Annotated in this window: 17 protein-coding genes; 14 read left to right on the forward strand and 3 right to left on the reverse strand. The window is 31.5% G+C overall.

Features of this window, described 5'->3' with window-relative positions; all coding sequences use genetic code 11:
• From DW114_RS22025 to DW114_RS15470, 3 genes are all read left to right on the forward strand, one after another.
• The gene (locus DW114_RS22025) at nucleotides 1–132 is read left to right on the forward strand and encodes a hypothetical protein (protein WP_255411884.1); all 132 of its coding nucleotides are present in this window, start codon (nucleotides 1–3) and stop codon (nucleotides 130–132) included.
• A 182-nt stretch (nucleotides 133–314) separates the two neighbouring features.
• Nucleotides 315–983: an ABC transporter ATP-binding protein gene (locus tag DW114_RS15465; RefSeq protein ID WP_117454647.1), complete on the forward strand. Its 669-nt coding sequence runs from the start codon at nucleotides 315–317 to the stop codon at nucleotides 981–983.
• Nucleotides 970–3,198, forward strand: coding sequence for an ABC transporter permease (locus DW114_RS15470; RefSeq protein WP_158552303.1), 2,229 nt, complete (start codon nucleotides 970–972; stop codon nucleotides 3,196–3,198). The genes DW114_RS15465 and DW114_RS15470 overlap by 14 nt, the downstream gene beginning before the upstream one ends.
• Here DW114_RS15470 and DW114_RS15475 read toward each other — a convergent pair.
• A complete protein-coding gene (locus DW114_RS15475) occupies nucleotides 3,195–4,448 on the reverse strand; it encodes a helix-turn-helix domain-containing protein (protein ID WP_117454649.1) in 1,254 nt (417 codons plus the stop codon). The genes DW114_RS15470 and DW114_RS15475 overlap by 4 nt on opposite strands.
• A gap of 291 nt (nucleotides 4,449–4,739) precedes the next feature.
• On the opposite strand from DW114_RS15475, the gene DW114_RS21315 reads away from it, so the two are divergent.
• Nucleotides 4,740–4,898, forward strand: coding sequence for a hypothetical protein (locus DW114_RS21315; RefSeq protein WP_158552302.1), 159 nt, complete (start codon nucleotides 4,740–4,742; stop codon nucleotides 4,896–4,898).
• A gap of 40 nt (nucleotides 4,899–4,938) precedes the next feature.
• Here the strand turns inward: DW114_RS21315 and DW114_RS15480 are convergent, their stop codons facing one another.
• A complete protein-coding gene (locus DW114_RS15480) occupies nucleotides 4,939–6,162 on the reverse strand; it encodes an RNA polymerase factor sigma-54 (protein WP_207732801.1) in 1,224 nt (407 codons plus the stop codon).
• Nucleotides 6,163–6,334: 172 nt separating this feature from the next.
• Here DW114_RS15480 and DW114_RS15485 point away from each other — a divergent pair, with 172 nt between their 5' ends.
• The 9 genes from DW114_RS15485 (at nucleotide 6,335) to DW114_RS21320 (ending at nucleotide 14,421) form a co-directional block, all read left to right on the forward strand.
• A complete protein-coding gene (locus DW114_RS15485) occupies nucleotides 6,335–9,073 on the forward strand; it encodes a sigma 54-interacting transcriptional regulator (RefSeq protein WP_117454650.1) in 2,739 nt (912 codons plus the stop codon).
• A gap of 191 nt (nucleotides 9,074–9,264) precedes the next feature.
• Nucleotides 9,265–9,690 carry a PTS sugar transporter subunit IIA gene (locus DW114_RS15490; RefSeq protein WP_233509509.1) on the forward strand — a complete coding sequence of 142 codons (426 nt, stop codon included), beginning with the start codon at nucleotides 9,265–9,267 and terminating at the stop codon, nucleotides 9,688–9,690.
• 14 nt (nucleotides 9,691–9,704) lie between these two features.
• Complete coding sequence (locus DW114_RS15495; RefSeq protein WP_117454652.1) at nucleotides 9,705–10,187, forward strand: PTS sugar transporter subunit IIB; 483 nt, start codon at nucleotides 9,705–9,707, stop codon at nucleotides 10,185–10,187.
• A 1-nt stretch (nucleotide 10,188) separates the two neighbouring features.
• Nucleotides 10,189–10,953 carry a PTS mannose/fructose/sorbose/N-acetylgalactosamine transporter subunit IIC gene (locus DW114_RS15500; protein ID WP_117454653.1) on the forward strand — a complete coding sequence of 255 codons (765 nt, stop codon included), beginning with the start codon at nucleotides 10,189–10,191 and terminating at the stop codon, nucleotides 10,951–10,953.
• Nucleotides 10,943–11,761 carry a PTS system mannose/fructose/sorbose family transporter subunit IID gene (locus tag DW114_RS15505; RefSeq protein ID WP_117454654.1) on the forward strand — a complete coding sequence of 273 codons (819 nt, stop codon included), beginning with the start codon at nucleotides 10,943–10,945 and terminating at the stop codon, nucleotides 11,759–11,761. Before DW114_RS15500 ends, DW114_RS15505 begins: the two co-directional genes overlap by 11 nt.
• A 37-nt stretch (nucleotides 11,762–11,798) precedes the next feature.
• Entirely contained in the window at nucleotides 11,799–12,653 is an 855-nt protein-coding gene (locus DW114_RS15510; RefSeq protein WP_207732803.1) for an amidohydrolase family protein, read from the forward strand.
• The gene (locus tag DW114_RS15515; RefSeq protein ID WP_117454655.1) at nucleotides 12,646–13,077 is read left to right on the forward strand and encodes a secondary thiamine-phosphate synthase enzyme YjbQ; all 432 of its coding nucleotides are present in this window, start codon (nucleotides 12,646–12,648) and stop codon (nucleotides 13,075–13,077) included. The genes DW114_RS15510 and DW114_RS15515 overlap by 8 nt, the downstream gene beginning before the upstream one ends.
• Nucleotides 13,078–13,114: 37 nt before the next feature.
• The gene (locus DW114_RS15520; protein WP_117454656.1) at nucleotides 13,115–14,125 is read left to right on the forward strand and encodes an SIS domain-containing protein; all 1,011 of its coding nucleotides are present in this window, start codon (nucleotides 13,115–13,117) and stop codon (nucleotides 14,123–14,125) included.
• 152 nt (nucleotides 14,126–14,277) lie between these two features.
• Nucleotides 14,278–14,421 (forward strand): hypothetical protein, encoded by a 144-nt coding sequence (locus DW114_RS21320; RefSeq protein ID WP_158552301.1) that lies wholly within the window; start codon nucleotides 14,278–14,280, stop codon nucleotides 14,419–14,421.
• 353 nt (nucleotides 14,422–14,774) lie between these two features.
• Here DW114_RS21320 and DW114_RS15525 read toward each other — a convergent pair whose 3' ends face one another.
• Nucleotides 14,775–16,037 (reverse strand): replication-associated recombination protein A, encoded by a 1,263-nt coding sequence (locus DW114_RS15525; RefSeq protein WP_117454657.1) that lies wholly within the window; start codon nucleotides 16,035–16,037, stop codon nucleotides 14,775–14,777.
• A gap of 91 nt (nucleotides 16,038–16,128) precedes the next feature.
• On the opposite strand from DW114_RS15525, the gene DW114_RS15530 reads away from it, so the two are divergent.
• Nucleotides 16,129–16,593, forward strand: coding sequence for a pyridoxamine 5'-phosphate oxidase family protein (locus DW114_RS15530; protein WP_117454658.1), 465 nt, complete (start codon nucleotides 16,129–16,131; stop codon nucleotides 16,591–16,593).
• Nucleotides 16,594–16,603 lie beyond the last annotated feature (10 nt).

Consider the following 16,603-nt stretch of genomic DNA (forward strand, 5'->3'; position numbering starts at 1 on the left):
GTGCTGAATAATGCAAGATCATTCATGATCGAAGTGTTCGCAACATGTATTGGGGCGTTTAGAGGTATGAAATTATATCTGAAGGATAAACGTGAACGAATGAGATTAAGAGAAAAAGAGCTATTTGGTTAAGAAGAAAAGAGGATTTTATACTGAAATATGTATGAGATCCTTTTTTTTAACAGCTTGCCAGAATTTAATATATCGTGTTTTAATTGCTTGGACTAAACCGGCAATAAAAGTGTGTTAGCTAACGCTCTTCTGTAGACTGCTTTTTTATAAAAGTGTATAATTATAAAAAAGGAGGGTAAAAAATGGCAATAAGATTAGAACATATTACAAAAATATATGGCAACAAACAAAATCAATGTGTTGCTTTAAATGACTTATCTTTATCCATTCAAGATGGAGAATTTGTTGCTATTTGTGGAACAAGCGGCAGTGGAAAAACAACATTATTCAATATTATAAGTGGTATTGATCGTAAATATGAAGGTGATTGTTATATAGATGATGTGAATATACAAACATTATCTGAGGATGAAATGACCAAGAAAAGAAGGCAAAAAATTGGTGTAATTTTTCAATTTTTCAATTTGATTTCATCCTTAACAGTAGAAGAAAATGTACGCTTAAGTAGAGAATTAGATGGCAAAAAAATATCAGAAGAACGTTTAGCTGAAGTTTTAAAAGAACTTGATTTAATGAATAAAAGAAACTGTTTTATCAGTGAGCTTTCAGGAGGTCAACAACAGCGTGTTGGTATTGCCAGAGTGTTATTGAGTGGCGCAGAAATCATTTTAGCGGATGAGCCAACAGGTAATTTAGATAGCAAAAATACACAGATTATACTAGATATATTTAAAAAATTGAAAGAAAAAAAGAAAACTATAATCGTGATCACACATGATAAGCATGTCGCAAATACGGCAGATCGTATTGTATATATGAAAGATGGAAAGATTGCAGATGAAGAACTATAAATATTTATTGAAGATATCTAAAGCCTATTTGAAAAGCAATAAAAAATCTGTTATTCCCATGTTAGCTATCATTTTTTTGTCAATATTTATGTTATCTTCCACTGTGATTATCAAAGATTCTTATGATAAATATGATTTAAAACTAAGTGAAAAAATATTTGGTAACTGGGATGTTCACTATACGAAACAAAAGGAAGATTTAGATGATGAATATTCATCTTATTTGACCACAAAAAACTATCGCAAAAATTTAGCTTTATCCTATCAAAACAATCGTAATGACTATGCTTTTTTTGCGGTATCTTGCTTTGATGATACCTATCCTATTACAGTTCTAGAAGGTACATATCCTAAAAATAATAAAGAAATTATAATAGATGAATCATTCGCCAAACAAAATAATTTTCATATTGGTGATTATATAACATTACTTGATGATGAGAATCAGGAAGTGAATTATAAAATATCTGGGGTTTTTAAAGAAAATACTTGGCGCCCGACACTTTCTTTCTGGACATTGATGGATTCTAAAGATAAAAATCTATTGACGGAAGTATATGCAACATTTAAACAAGATATTTCTATTCAAACCTTTTTGGAAAATAAGCCATTGACATTGGAAGTAAATGATGGATTAATTAATCAAAAATATCATTTAAATTATAGATTTGATTTCATATTTTATGCATTTACTTTATTAATTGGCATATGCTGTTTTCTCTTTATTTATAATGTTTCTGCCATGTATTTGAAAAAAAGAGGACATGAACTTAAACAATTATCTTATGCAGGCGCAACAAAAAAACAAATACGTACTTTCATTTTTAATGAAATTATTTTGGTAAATGGATTATTTGGTTTACTTTGTTTAGGATGCAGTGTAGGTTTTTGGTTTATTGTTATGAATGCATTTGGCGAAAGTATAACGAAAATATTTGATTTATCTATTCACTTAACCTTTTGTGCTAATGTGAAACATTTAAGTATCATATCATGCGTTGTCACTTTAATGTTAATCATAACGTTTATACTTTTGTTGATAAAACACCAAAAGCCAAAATCAACAAAACTTCATTTTCGCAAGCTATATATAACAGCGGGTTCTATGAATTTTCGCATAGCAATAAGAGATACGTTAAGAACTAGCTATGGTATCCCAATTAGTTTTATTATGATACTTGTGACTTTATTTTGCATATCCACAAATTTAATAGTAGGTGTATGGCAAGAAGCAAGTTTATCTTCTGTAGATTATGTTGCGGATGTATCTGCTAATTTTGATCTTTTTCAAAAGAGTGGTAGTGAAATCCATAATCTTATACAGGATTTAGATAAAGTGTGCAAAGGAGAAGAGGGCACATACCAGTATTATTATGGTGTAAGGGCAGATGCAAAGGCAGGGAATGAGGAAATAGATAAAGTCTATACAATAGATGATAAAACATATGAAAATTTATTGAAAAGACATCAAATAAAAGACAAAGAAAGTATCCTTGTCGTGAATGCAAGTAATACAAATACAGAAGTTTCTATACATATAAATGAAAAATGGGGTGAAACTTTAGCTTATTTACAGTATCCTTGTGAAAGTATTCAAGATGATACACTGTCATTTGATACACCTGTAGTGATTGTCCCTGCCACATTAACAGAACAATGGCAAGATGCATATCCGGAAACATATGTAGAAGGCAATTTAAAATTGAATGGTCCTCAAGCTTCACAAAAAGGTGCGTCATTACAAAGCTATTGGAATATTTCAGAAAATGATCATTTATATCTAATAGATAATAAAGAAAATATGGAACAAAATAAAAGAGATATTAATGCTATAAAAATATTTATTTATGGGTTTTATTTCATAGCAATCATGGTTAGTATTTGTATTATTTACAATATATCCCTTCAATATTTCCTAAGTAAAGCAAGAGATACTTATTTATTATATACATCAGGAATGACAAGAAAAGATATATCTAAGCAATATATTATACAAATAATGGTGATTTCTGTAATTTCTTTATGTATTTCGTTTATTCTTTTATTAGGATTAAACAAATTAGTAAGTTTATATTTAAATTTAAATATATCATTTGTCATGTTCCTGATTCAATTAATAATATACTCTATATTTCTAATAGTTCTACTTATTCTTGTGATGAAATATATTATTAAAAAGTATCTTAATGATATCATAGAACAAAATATGAATTAGTATCCTTCATATGCATGAAGCAGCATATCCTGATATTCACAAAGTTCAGGATATGCTTTTAATTTGTTTAGCACGAAACAAATTTGTTTCAAAATAACAATACGCATTTCATATTCCTTGCACAAGCTTAAACTTTTTTTCAAGGAATTCAAAGCTTGTATAAAATCATGATTCATCATAAATGTTAATGCTTCTAATACATATTTATGATAATTTGTATCAGTATATGTACTTTGATATTTTTCTATACTAGCCTTGCACATATCAAAATCAGAAAGATAATAGTAAGAAATAGGAAGGTAAATAAAAATATCAATAAACTTAGAACTAAGTTGGATTGCTTGTTTCACATAAGTAACACATTTCTTGTAGTTTTCTTGTTTTAATGCATTCCATGAAAGATTGTTATAAATTGTGATTTGAATGTGCTTTAAAGAAGTAAGATTTGTTTTTTGTAATACAAAAAGGTATAATTCTTCTGCTTTGTCATAGCTGCGTAATCCTGAATAACAATTAGCTTCATATATTGCCAAATACAACATACGTTCAAAAGCAAATTGTTTGTTGAATAATTCTTGTGCTTTAAAACAATGAGATAGTGCAATTGCTGCTTTATTTAAATATTGATGTATAGCGCATAAATGATAATGAACCATTGGTTCTGTTATGGAAGATTGACAAGCAAGGCTTTTATTTAACAGCATAGCCGCTTCTAAATAATTTTCTTTACGAATATTTTCTTGCCCACATAAATCATAAAAGATACTTTGTTCATCTTCATTCAATAAATTTATATACTTTTCTATACATTTTCTATAGTGATTTATTTTAGTTTGATTATGGTGGAATCTAAGCTCGTACATAAATTTCATGAGATAATATTGTAAAAATCCATATGAATACTCGAAGTATGAATTCTCATTTAAAATGTCAAAACAACGAATTTCTTCTTGTTCATTTAAGTTACTATAATTTTCAAACAATTGTTTTAATAAGTTTTCTGATTGATAAAATAAGTCCATCTCTGGATAAAATTTGATTTCAAGAACTTTTAAAATTTGTTGAAGAGTATAAGGTTGAGGTGTTTTTTTACCATGTTCAATTTCACTTAAGTATGCTTTGGATATTTTGACTGTATTTGCCATAAAACTTAATGACATTTTTTCTTCCTCACGATGATAACGAATAAATGCACCTAATCGTTTACTTTTTTCTATATTTGTATTTAATATTTTTTCTTCAAATGGCATAAAATAGACTCCCTTTTTCTATATATAAGTATAATACAGTTATTCTATTTTTTAAACGTTTTGTTTTAGCAAACATACCAATATTTAGTTTATAGATTGGAAATGAATTAATATCTTAAAAATAATTAAAGGAAATATGTTTATCTAAAGCTTGCAAAAGTTGTCATGCTTGTAAAATACGATTAAATTCTTAATAATTCTTAATAATTTTGCCATAAAATTTTGATACTTTTCACATGTAGTTGCTGTATAATAACCGTATAAATGAGTGTGTGTAAATGGAGGACAGTTATGGGAAAAGGTAAAGTAAAAAAAGCAGTCATTGGCGGTATCGCAACATGTGTAGGTGTATTTGGTGGGGCTAAGATATATATGAATATGAAAAAAGAAAAAGCAGCAGCTAAACAAAAAGAGCGTGGACAGGTTGAAGAAGATGGTGCTGAAAATTAAATAATAAACAAAAAAATCATCATAAATTTTGATGATTTTTTTAATATTTCAATCGTCGTTCACGAGAACCGGGAATATCCAATAAAGAACGATATTTTGCTACACCTCTTCTGGAAACATATAAATCGATTTCGGCTAATAAATCAACAAGTTCTTCATCTTTATATGGGTGGGTTTTATCTTCTTCTTTTACAAATTTTTGTATAGCTTTCAGGATAGAATCTTTACTACTGCCACTTTTTGTTGAAGATATAAATAATTGTTTTACAGGATAAATTTCATTCTCAAAGATATAATATTTATTTGATAATGTACGGGAAACAGTTGATTCATGAAATCCGGTTTTTAAGGCTATATCGGCTAATGTACAAGGCTGTAACTCGTCATGATAAAGAAAGTAATTCTTCTGTATATGGAATAATTCATTTGCCATTATCATAAGAGTTTTATTACGTTTATTAAGGTTATCGATAAAGTAATATGCTTCTTCAAAATATTGTTTTATCTGTTCACTTTCTTCTTTCATAACAGCTAATTCATCTTCAATTGTAAAATGACCTGGCTGTTTTGGGATTAATTCAATCTCTTGTCCGATAACTTTTACTTCAAAATCTGGAAGAACTACAGGATCTTTTGTATTTTGATAATTACTACAAGGAAACGGCGTACAGTTTTTAATATGATCCAAAGCTTCCATGACTTCAGAAATACTAAGATGGCATGACTTAGCAATTTTAGAATAGTTTTTTTCTATGATATCATCTGGATAATTTGAAAAGATATATTCAGACACAAACAGATGTTTATGTAGCAGTTGTAGACGAATACTGTCGACACTGTCAAATGCCGCAATACCACATGGTTCAAAAGACTGGAGGATCTCTAAATGATCTTCTATTGTATCTTCACTAACTTGAAGGCATTGTGCATATTCTTTAATTGTGGAAGTCAGAAAGCCATGCTCATCTAGGGATTCTATTAAATAAGTGCAAATACGCTCATCATAGGCATATGGAAATGTATGTAATTGCATATATAAATCATCTTTTAACGTACGTGTTTGTGACAGTGTTTCATGCAGTAAAGTATGCATATCCGTAGATGGTTTATATGCGATAACAGGATTTTTTTCTACCAATGCCTCAATATAATCTAATAGCTCTTCCTGATTTAATTTTAGAATATCTAAAGAATTTTTCATTGACATGGAAAGCTGTAATGTTTGTGTTAATTTTTGTTGAAAAATCAAATCCTGTTTCATCATCATCATCATATCCTTTCTATATCTATTCTAGCAAAAAACGTGCCATAAGCAGCACGATTACATAAAAAAAATAAAAATAATTATTTTTATTAAAATAGAATTTTTGGGTATAATTTCTTCCTTGACATTTATGATTTTAGAATTTACCATTCTATATACAAGGAGTGATAAGATGAATGAAGAAATTCTTACTATCATAAAAGAAAATTCTCAAAGTCATAAATATGAAAATAATACTGCCACAAACATCAGTGAACTTGTACATGTTAGTCGTAATGAAGTAGCTACGATATTAAAGACGCTTGTGGCACGTCATGTTTTGATGAAGATAGAAGAACGCCCTGCTTATTACATTGATAAACAAGTGTTTGAAAATGAATATAATATGAAAATAGAACAAGACGTTTTTAAAAGTTTAGATTTATTGCTTAACCAAAGTCGTCAAAGTGTACGTGATTTTGATAAATTGATTGGACATGATGGCAGTTTGTCTGATTTAATCAATCAGTGTAAAGCGACAATTGCTTATCCACCTGATGGGCTTCCTATGATGCTATATGGGCCTACAGGAACAGGAAAAAGTTTTATTGCCAAGCTGGCATATGAGTATGCGAAAAATCAAAATTTATTAGAAGCACAAGGAAAATTTATTGCGGTAAACTGTAGTGAATATGCGAACAATCCAGAGTTATTGACTGCGAATTTATTTGGTTATGTAAAAGGTGCATTTACTGGAGCAGAGAAAGATAAAGCTGGGCTGATAGAACTTGCGAATGGTGGCGTATTGTTTTTGGATGAAGTTCATAATCTAAAAGCCGAATGCCAAGAAAAACTATTTCAATTTATGGATCAATCTATTTATCATCGCGTTGGGGATAATGAAACGTGGTATACATCAAAAGTTCGATTGATTCTTGCGACAACAGAGAACCCGGAAAAAGTATTATTAAAAACATTACAGCGAAGAATTCCAATGACGATTACTGTACCATCTTTACAACAAAGAGGAATGCAGGAAAAGGTACAGTTGATATATTCAATGTTCAAAGAGGAAGAAGAGCGTTTACATAAGAAAATCAGTATCAGCACGAAAGCGTATAACATCTTACTGTCACATGAATTTCCTGGTAACATAGGGGGATTAAAAAGCTGTGTACAATCATGTTGTATCAATTCTTTATTTCAAGAAAATGATGAAGGCGATATGCTGATACAGTTAAAAAGTTTACCAAATAGTATTTTAAATGATATTACTGAAAAAAGTGCGGTATATACATCTGCCAGTGAGTATATCAAGATTGATGATTTACAAAATTTTATACATAAAGAAAAGAATATAATACGATTAAATGAAGAATTGATGAAGCATTATAAAGAATGTGTTCAACGAATAATCAATGAAGAACAGTGTATAGAACGATGTAGAGATACTGTATGGAAATATTTTGATAGTACCTTGATTTATAAAGAACAAGAACAGCAAAAGGATTTCTATCAAAATGGTATCCAGCATATCCTTGATTTAGTTGCAGGACAATATAAATTTGAAGTTACGAATAATGATATTTTATCTGTATGCAGCTATTTAAATGCATATACAAAGGATTATCATAGCTTTCGGAATTGGTCTGTTAAAAATAATGAAGTAGTAGAAACTTTTTATTCATTCATGAAACAGCATTATCATCGTGAGTATAGTATATCTGAAGAAATAGGGAAGTATTTATCATCTTATTTAGATATGGATGTACTGCCTATGGCAATGATAACATTTATCTTTTATTTCCAAAGCTTAAAAAAGGATGATACTTATCAAAAACGTGCAGGTGTGATTCTTGCACATGGGTTTTCTACAGCGAGTAGTATTGCTGATGCTGTAAATAAATTTTTAGGGAAATATGTATTTGATGCGATTGATATGCCGGTAAATGTGGATATGAATTCTGTTCTCCAGCAATTAAATTCTTATATGAAAAAGTTAGGAAAAACCGAAGAGTTATTTCTGCTTGTGGACATGGGAAGCTTGGAAGAAATATATAAAGGACTTCATTTAGATAATGTAAATGTTGGAATTATTAATAACATCAGCACAAAAACAGCGTTGGAAATAGGAAATGGTATCTTACAAAATCGTGCAATGGAAGATATCTTCAAAGATGTTGTTGCATATAGTTCTACAAGTTATCATATTGAACGTAATCGTCAGAAAGAGAAAGTGATATTATGTTCATGTGCAAGTGGTGTAGGAACTGCAGAAAAATTGAAACAGATCATGGAAGATTCATTACCTTTACAATCAGAAATATCTGTCAGAGTTTATGATTATAATGAATTGGTAGAGAAAGGAATGAACAGCACATTATTTGATGATTATCATGTATTATGTGTCATTGGAACATTAAATCCAAATATTGAACAAATGAATTTCGTACCCATTGAAGACTTAATCATTAACGATTGTTTAGGTGAGCTGGATAATTATCTTGAAGATTCTATGACAATAGAACAGCTACAGGACTTTAAGAAGAATATTTTAAAGAATTTCTCTTTATCAAATATTATGAACAGTTTGACTATCTTGAATCCAAATAAGCTTTTAGAACATGTCGCTGATGCCATTGATCGTTTACAGATAGCACTGGATTTTAATTTTTCTAATAATACATGTTTTGGATTATATGTACATATCAGTTGTCTGATAGAACGACAAGTTATGCAGAAGGAAATAGAAATCTATCCGGATATGAATATCTTTGAGAAAGAGCATGCACTTTTTATATCTTATATTAAGGAATCATTTAAAGATGTAGAGAATTTCTATAGAGTGACTATACCAATTGCAGAAATAGGCTATATTTATGATTATGTACGCAATGATAAAAATTTTATTGAAAGAGGATTTTGTATATGATGAGCAGAAAAAAGTTCTGCTCTTTTTTTGTATGGCACAAAGTTTGCTTGTATACAAATGAGCAAGCGTAAAAGAATTTAAAAGAAAATAAATGCTGTGGCACAGATTTTGCTTGTATGAAGATGTAAAGATATTGGAAATAAAAAAGAAGTTATGGCACATAACTTGCTTGGATACAAATGAAAGGAGATATGAATTTGAGAAAGATTATCATCGCCTCACATGGTGAATTCGCAAAAGGTTTAAAAAATTCTATAACAATGATTGTGGGAGAAATGGCAGATGAAATAGATACATTTTGCCTTTACCCATCAGAAAGTCCTATGGATTTCAAAGAAACAATGGAAAAAGAAATTGGACAAAACGGAAATACGCAATATATATTTCTGTGTGATATCAAAGGAGGGAGCGTGCATACGGCATTGAGCCAATTGTGTGTTTATTCAAATGTTCGTGTATTCAGTGGTACCAATATGAATCTTGTACTGGATTTATTACTTTCTTATCAAGAAGGTCTGGATGATGAACAGGCAGAACAATTACTAACAAATGCGAAAAAAGGTTTAACACAAATGACAAGAAAAGATTTGATCATTGAAAATGATGAGGAATTTTAAAGGAGGAATGAAATATGATCAAGTGTTTAAGAGTGGATCACAGATTATTACATGGACAGGTAGCATTTTCATGGACAACATCACTTGGCGCAGATTGTATATTAATCGCAAATGATGATGTTGTACAAAATGAAATTCGTAAGACAACCATTAAGCTTGCTAAACCTAGTGGTGTAAAGCTGGTCATCAAAACAGTAGAAGATTCTATTAAAGCAATTAATAGTGGAGTTACTGATAAATATAAATTATTTATTGTTGTGGAATCTATTGAAGATGCATATCAGCTTGTAAAGAACTGTCCACAAATCAAAGCTGTAAATCTGGGAGGAACCAAGGCAAGAGAAGGAACTAGAAATATCTCAAAAGCTGTGAATGTAACAAAGAAAGAAGAAGAAAGGATTAGAGAAATGCTGGATAGCGGTATTGATGTAGAAATTCGTATGATTCCTTTAGATACATCGATTGACGCACGACATGCGTTGAATAAGGAGGGTTAATATGCTTCAGGCTATATTGTTGGGAATTATTGCATTTATAGGAAATTGTGATTATGCGTTAGGTACAAGTTTAATCAAAAATCCAATCGTATTAGGTCCGGTTGTTGGATTGGTTATGGGTGATGTCACACAGGGGATTATTATTGGAGGTATTCTTGAATTAGCCTTTATCGGTGCACAATCTGTTGGGGCATTTGTGCCACCAAACGTTGTTGTTGGGGGTGTACTAGGAACAGCATTTGCAATATCTACAGGAAAAGGTGCAGAGGTAGCAGTAACACTAGCTTATCCGATTGCTTTATTAGCAAGTATTTTTGAAAATCTGTTTATGTCCGCAATCTTCCCGTTAACTGGTACATGGGCAGATAAGTATGCGGAAAAAGGTAATGCACGTGCCATTGAAATGATACATATTGGCGATGGAATCGTTCAGAGTTTAACATTTGGCTTATTAGTAGTATTTGGATTCTTATTAGGAAGTAGTCAGGTTGAAACATTGGTAAATTCTATTCCTTCTGTAATTACAGATGGATTAACAGTAGCAACTGGTTTATTACCTGGTATGGGGTTTGCAATGCTTGCGCAAATGACGTTAAACAAAAAAGTGGTACCATTCTTCTTCCTGGGATTCTTATTATCTGCATATATTGGTGTTCCAGTTTTAGGAATCGCATTGTTAGGTGTAATCGCCGCATTCTTAAAAGTTGACTTTTTCTCAAATAAAACAGAGGTAGTTGTTGATGGAGGTGAAGATGATGACTTCTAATAATGAATTAATCACAAAGAAAGATTTACGTAAAATATTCTGGCGATCATTACCAATGGAATTCTCATGGCATTATGAAAGACAGATGCATATGGGTTTTGAGTTTATGATGATTCCTGCATTGAAAAAAATATATAAAGATGATCCAGAAAAATATAAAGAAGCATTACAAAGAAATTTGGAATTCTTTAACTGTTCTATGTATGTTACAACGTTTATTGGTAGTATTGTAGCTTCTATGGAAGAAATGAATGCGAAACAGGATGATTTTGATCCAACATCTATCAGTACGATGAAAGTCGCATTGATGGGGCCACTTGCAGGTATCGGGGACTCCTTATTCTTTGGTACGATAAGAATTATTGCAATTGGTATTGGTACATCTTTAGCTGCACAAGGAAATATTTTGGGAACACTTCTATTCTTACTTGTATTTAATGTTCCGGCATTCCTCGTACGTTATTTCGGAGCGATGAAAGGTTATGAACTAGGCGCAAATTATCTTGAAAAAATACAAAAATCAGGAATGATGGATAAATTTATGATGGCTGCATCTATCGTTGGAGTCATGGTTATTGGAGGTATGACGAAAGAATTAATCACGGTAACAACACCACTTGCGATTGGAACAGGGGATGCTGCAGCAAGTATCCAGGAAATTCTTGATGGTATTATGCCTGGTATGATGAGCTTAGGTGTTATGGGTATATATTACTGGCTTTTGAAAAAGAAAGTGAATGTTATCGCAATGATTGTGGGTACTGCACTATTTGGTATCTTATGTGTATGGTTAGGCATCCTTTGTTAATGAATAAAGAAAAATCTTTTAGAAAAGGAGGTATGAGATGGTAATAGATATGAATGTTTCACCTGCATTTATAGAGGAACTGCAATCAAGCGATGAACAACTAGCTTTTTGTAGAAATCAAATGGGATTATATAAGACAGATGAAATATCTATACAGTCAATGAAAACCTTATGTAACGTTTCTGGTATAGATAAATTGTGCCTGCTTCCGTTAGATTTATTTCAAAAAGGCAATTTAGGTACAAACGAGCAGGTATCAGAACTTGTTCATAAAGAACCAGAATTATTCATTGCTTTCGCCAGTGTAGATCCTCATCGTGAAGATGCATTAGAATTAATAGAAACAGCCTTTACAGAATTAGGATTATCAGGTTTGTTCTTGCATCCATCCCAACAGAAATTCTATCCAGATGAAGAATGGATGTATCCAATCTATGAGCTTTGTATACAGCATAATAAGCCGATTATTTTCCATAGTGGAATGTCGGTAAGACCAAATACAGTTAGTAAGTACTCACATCCTTTAAGATTTGAGGAAGTCGCATGCAAATATCCAGATTTAAGAATTTGTCTACAGCATTTTGGTTGGCCATGGATAAGAGAAGTATGTATGCTGTTATTGAAATATAAAAATGTTTATACAGATACATCCTTACTCTATTTTGATAATCCTAAAGAATTTTATCACCAGTCATTTGGCATAGATATTGGTGAACACTGGATTGATCGAAGCTTACGTCATCAGGTAATGTTTGCTTCAGAAGAACCACGTTTAGAACAACATCGCATGATAGAAGCGATTCGACAAATGAACTGGCGCGAGTCCACAAAGAAAATGGTGCTAGGGGAAAATGCCATCACGTTCTTAAAAGGAGGATGTATCCATGATTGATTATAAAGAAATAACGTTTGATACAACAGCCTATAATGAACTTGTGCCAATCAGTAAAGAAATAAAAGAATGTATAGAAAATAGTCAGGTAAAAAATGGGATTATTTACATCATCACAAAGCATACAACAACAGGGATTACTGTAAATGAAAATTTAGAATGTTTGAGTGATGATATATTAAAACAGCTTTCTATGATGTTTCCTGAAGATGGTGAGTATTATCACGCAAGATTTCTTCAAAGCTATGGAGCAATGGCAGGAAATCCAACAGGGCATTTGAAAGCAATGGTAACAGGGAATCATGCAGTATTTCCAATCATCAATGGTGAAATAAAACTGGGAAAGGCACAAGAAATTTATTTAGGAGAATTTGATGGGCCTCAATCCAGAACAGTAATGATCATGATGATGGGTGAAAAATAAATGTCGTATATAATTTAAGAAAGGTAGGTAAAACGATATGTATAACTTTGATTTAGACGCATACTATACAGATGCAAAATTAACTTATGAAACAAGAGCAGAAATTGAAAGAGTGGCTGATGAAGTCACAAAAGAAGGATTTAAAAATATTTTCTTCATTTCTTCAGGCGGATCTTTGGCGGTTATGCGACCAATCCAATATCTATTACGTTCAAAAACAAAAATTCCAACATACTGTGAAATCGCATCAGAAGTAATTTTGACAGGAAACTCACAGTTAAATGAGGATTCTATCGTCATTACATCTAGTAAATCAGGAACAACAAAAGAAACAGTAGAAGCTATTCAATATTGTAATGAAAGAAATATCCGTGTTATTGCTTTCTGCGGGAAACCAGATACACCAGTTGATCAGCTTGCGACATATTCCATTATTGGGAAAGCGAAAGATGCTGTTGAATTTGAATATATTCAGCATTACTTATTAGCATTCCGTTTATTATACAACAATGGAGAATTTGATGCATATGAAAGATTAGCTGCACAATTAGAAAAATTACCAGAAGATTTAATCGCAATTAAGGAACAATTTGAACCAACAGCAGCTGCTATCGCAGAGAAATATCATAACTCTAATATTCAATATTGGATTGGTGGTGGATCATTAGCACCAGAAATTTATTTACATGCAATGTGTATTTTAGAAGAAATGCAATGGATTCGCACAAAATCAATTCAAAGTGCAGAGTTCTTCCATGGAACATTGGAAGTAATTGAAAAAGATACACCAGTATTCCTTGTGAAAGGCGTAGATGCTACTAGACCAATTGATGATCGTGTAGAAAACTTAATTAAAAAGTTATCAGATGAAGCAGTCATTATTGATGTAGCAGATTTTAAAACCCCTCATGTGGATGATGAATTTAAAGAAATCATTGCGAGTTCCATTGTGACGACGATCTTAGATGAACGTCTTGCGATTCACTATGAACGTGTTACAGGACATGATTTAACAATTCGCCGTTACTATCGTCAGTTTGAATACTAGAATTTCAGAAAGAATCTTTTGTGAATAAGCATAAGATTCTTTCTTTTCTTATATAATCTTAAGAAATTCTTTTGTTTTTCTTCAACTTTTTATTGATAATTATTATTTATAATATAAGTAACTTAAATAAAACAGTAAAGGAGAACAAAATTATGGCACAATTAAAGAAGAAAAGTATATTAGGTATTGCCACCATCATTGGAATATTCAAAGGCATGCAGATTTATCGTCAGCAGAAAAGACAGATGTTAGAGGAAAAGGAACAACAAAGAGCAAAACAGTGGGCGAATTTATAATTGAAAAAAAACAGGAAGCTAAAAGTATTAAAATGGTAGCTTCCTGTTTTTATTATGGAATTATGAGTTTTTGATATTTAAGCTTGTGAAGTTTTATAAAAAATGAATTTTATATTGTTTAGAAATAAGGTGTTTGTTTATATCGCTTGACACGAAACCAAGCTTTTCATAACACTGATTTGACACGAAACTCAATTTTATATATGGTTATTTATACACGAAACCGCGTTTTATATGTAGTTATTTAGCACGAAACTCAATTTAAGGGGCATATTTGCCGCTTCATATAGCTAAAATGATGGTTATATAGAAATAAAAAAATCCAGTAAATAATATTACATCTACTGGACTCTTTATTTTGTGTTTTTCTTCAACGATGCCAATTTGTTTGTACGTTTTACACTGCGTAATTTCTCTAAATTCTGTGCAAGAACTTTTTCATAAGAAGAATTCATTTGTGGCATATAGAATTTTTCATTCTTCAATTTATCTGGAAGATATTGAATCTTTGCCCATAGATCAGCACGACCATAATCATATTTATCTTCTTCTTTCATATTTACAGGAGTGAACCGTAAATAATCTGGCACACTGTAGGAAGTATTTCTGATTGTCTGCATAACGGCATCAATTGCGTTTTCTGCACTTTTTGATTTAGGGGATAATGTTAAATCAATGACTGCCATAGCAAGAGGAATTCTTCCTTCTGGAAAACCAACTCGTTTTGCGGCATCAATTGCCTGAACACAACGAGCTACTGCGGCAGGATTGCCTAATCCAATATCTTCATAAGCAGTCACCAATAATCTGCGTTCAATACTATCCATGTCATTTGCTTCAATCATGATACCAAGATAATATAAAGCAGCATCTACATCACTGCCACGTATAGATTTTTGAAAACCGCTTAATACATCGTAATAGCCATCTCCATCACTATCCATGCTCATATTTGGAATTTGAGAATATTGAGAAACAAGATCTTTTGTGATCACACCATCACTTGCGATTGCGACAATTTCAAGAATATTTAATGCATAACGAATATCTCCATTGCTGTGTCTTGCGATGATATGTAGTGCTTCATCTTCAATGCTTACTTCATTATTTAAACCATCTGGATGTTGTATAGCTTTTAATAAAGCTTTTTCTATATCTTCCTGCTGGGCTTGCTTTATTTCAAATAAATGACAACGGGAACGAATAGCAGGATTGATTGCATGTAAAGGATTACTGGTGGTAGCGCCGATTAGCGTGATATTGCCATTTTCCACGTGTGGTAATAATAAATCCTGTTTATCTTTATTTAAACGGTGAACCTCATCAATGATTACGACCAGTCCTTCATAGAACTTTGCTTCTTGAAAGATAGTTTCTAAATCTTTTTTGTTGCCAGTCACTGCATTAAATAAACGATAAGGCATACCTAATTCATTTGCCAAAACCATTGCCAACGTTGTTTTGCCTGTTCCTGGAGGACCATAAAAAATCATTGAAAATAAACGCTTTGCTTCTAAACATTTTCTAAGTACTTTACCTTCACCAATCAAATGTTGTTGACCAATGATATCATCTAAATGCTGTGGGCGCATACGAAATGCCAAGGGTTGTTTCATATCATCACTTCCTGGGTATTATTTTACCATAAATTATTGACATGGTATACGTTTGAACGCTATACTAATCAAAAAGAAAAGGGGTTATCGAATGTATCCTACAATGAGAAGAATAAAGCAGCAAATGCCTTTGGATGAGGCAAAAGAAATACTAAAACAGGGGAAAACAGGAATTCTGGCAATTACCTATCAAGATGAACCAACAATGGTTCCATTGAACTTTGTATATGAGAATGATACAATTTGGTTTCATTGCGCAAAGAGCGGGCATAAGCTAGATGTGATACAAAAGAATCCGAAAGTAAGCTTTTGTGTGATTGCGGAAGATGAAATCGTTCCAGAAAAATATTCTACGAAATATCAAAGTGTGCTGGCATATGGAAAAGCTTCTATAATTGAAGAGGAAAAGGAAAAGTTTCATGCATTAACCTTGTTGATTGCGAAATATTGTCCTATGCAGGGACCATCAGGGAAAGCATATATTGAACAGGGAATTGAAAATACAGGTATTGTAAAAATAGAAATTGACCATATCAGTGGAAAGTTTCATGAATAGGGCAGCCTTA

It is taken from the genome of Absiella sp. AM09-50 (assembly GCF_003433845.1).
Lineage (GTDB): Bacteria > Bacillota_I > Bacilli_A > Erysipelotrichales > Erysipelotrichaceae > Hoskinsella > Hoskinsella hominis.

Coding starts and splice junctions, on each gene's coding strand:
- DW114_RS15465 (WP_117454647.1), top strand. CDS start 315: ATGGCAATAAGATTAGAACATATTACAAAAATATATGGCAACAAACAA.
- DW114_RS15470 (WP_158552303.1), top strand. CDS start 970: ATGAAGAACTATAAATATTTATTGAAGATATCTAAAGCCTATTTGAAA.
- DW114_RS15475 (WP_117454649.1), bottom strand. CDS start 4,448: ATGCCATTTGAAGAAAAAATATTAAATACAAATATAGAAAAAAGTAAA.
- DW114_RS21315 (WP_158552302.1), top strand. CDS start 4,740: ATGGGAAAAGGTAAAGTAAAAAAAGCAGTCATTGGCGGTATCGCAACA.
- DW114_RS15480 (WP_207732801.1), bottom strand. CDS start 6,162: ATGATGAAACAGGATTTGATTTTTCAACAAAAATTAACACAAACATTA.
- DW114_RS15485 (WP_117454650.1), top strand. CDS start 6,335: ATGAATGAAGAAATTCTTACTATCATAAAAGAAAATTCTCAAAGTCAT.
- DW114_RS15490 (WP_233509509.1), top strand. CDS start 9,265: ATGAATTTGAGAAAGATTATCATCGCCTCACATGGTGAATTCGCAAAA.
- DW114_RS15495 (WP_117454652.1), top strand. CDS start 9,705: ATGATCAAGTGTTTAAGAGTGGATCACAGATTATTACATGGACAGGTA.
- DW114_RS15500 (WP_117454653.1), top strand. CDS start 10,189: ATGCTTCAGGCTATATTGTTGGGAATTATTGCATTTATAGGAAATTGT.
- DW114_RS15505 (WP_117454654.1), top strand. CDS start 10,943: ATGACTTCTAATAATGAATTAATCACAAAGAAAGATTTACGTAAAATA.
- DW114_RS15510 (WP_207732803.1), top strand. CDS start 11,799: ATGGTAATAGATATGAATGTTTCACCTGCATTTATAGAGGAACTGCAA.
- DW114_RS15515 (WP_117454655.1), top strand. CDS start 12,646: ATGATTGATTATAAAGAAATAACGTTTGATACAACAGCCTATAATGAA.
- DW114_RS15520 (WP_117454656.1), top strand. CDS start 13,115: ATGTATAACTTTGATTTAGACGCATACTATACAGATGCAAAATTAACT.
- DW114_RS21320 (WP_158552301.1), top strand. CDS start 14,278: ATGGCACAATTAAAGAAGAAAAGTATATTAGGTATTGCCACCATCATT.
- DW114_RS15525 (WP_117454657.1), bottom strand. CDS start 16,037: ATGAAACAACCCTTGGCATTTCGTATGCGCCCACAGCATTTAGATGAT.
- DW114_RS15530 (WP_117454658.1), top strand. CDS start 16,129: ATGTATCCTACAATGAGAAGAATAAAGCAGCAAATGCCTTTGGATGAG.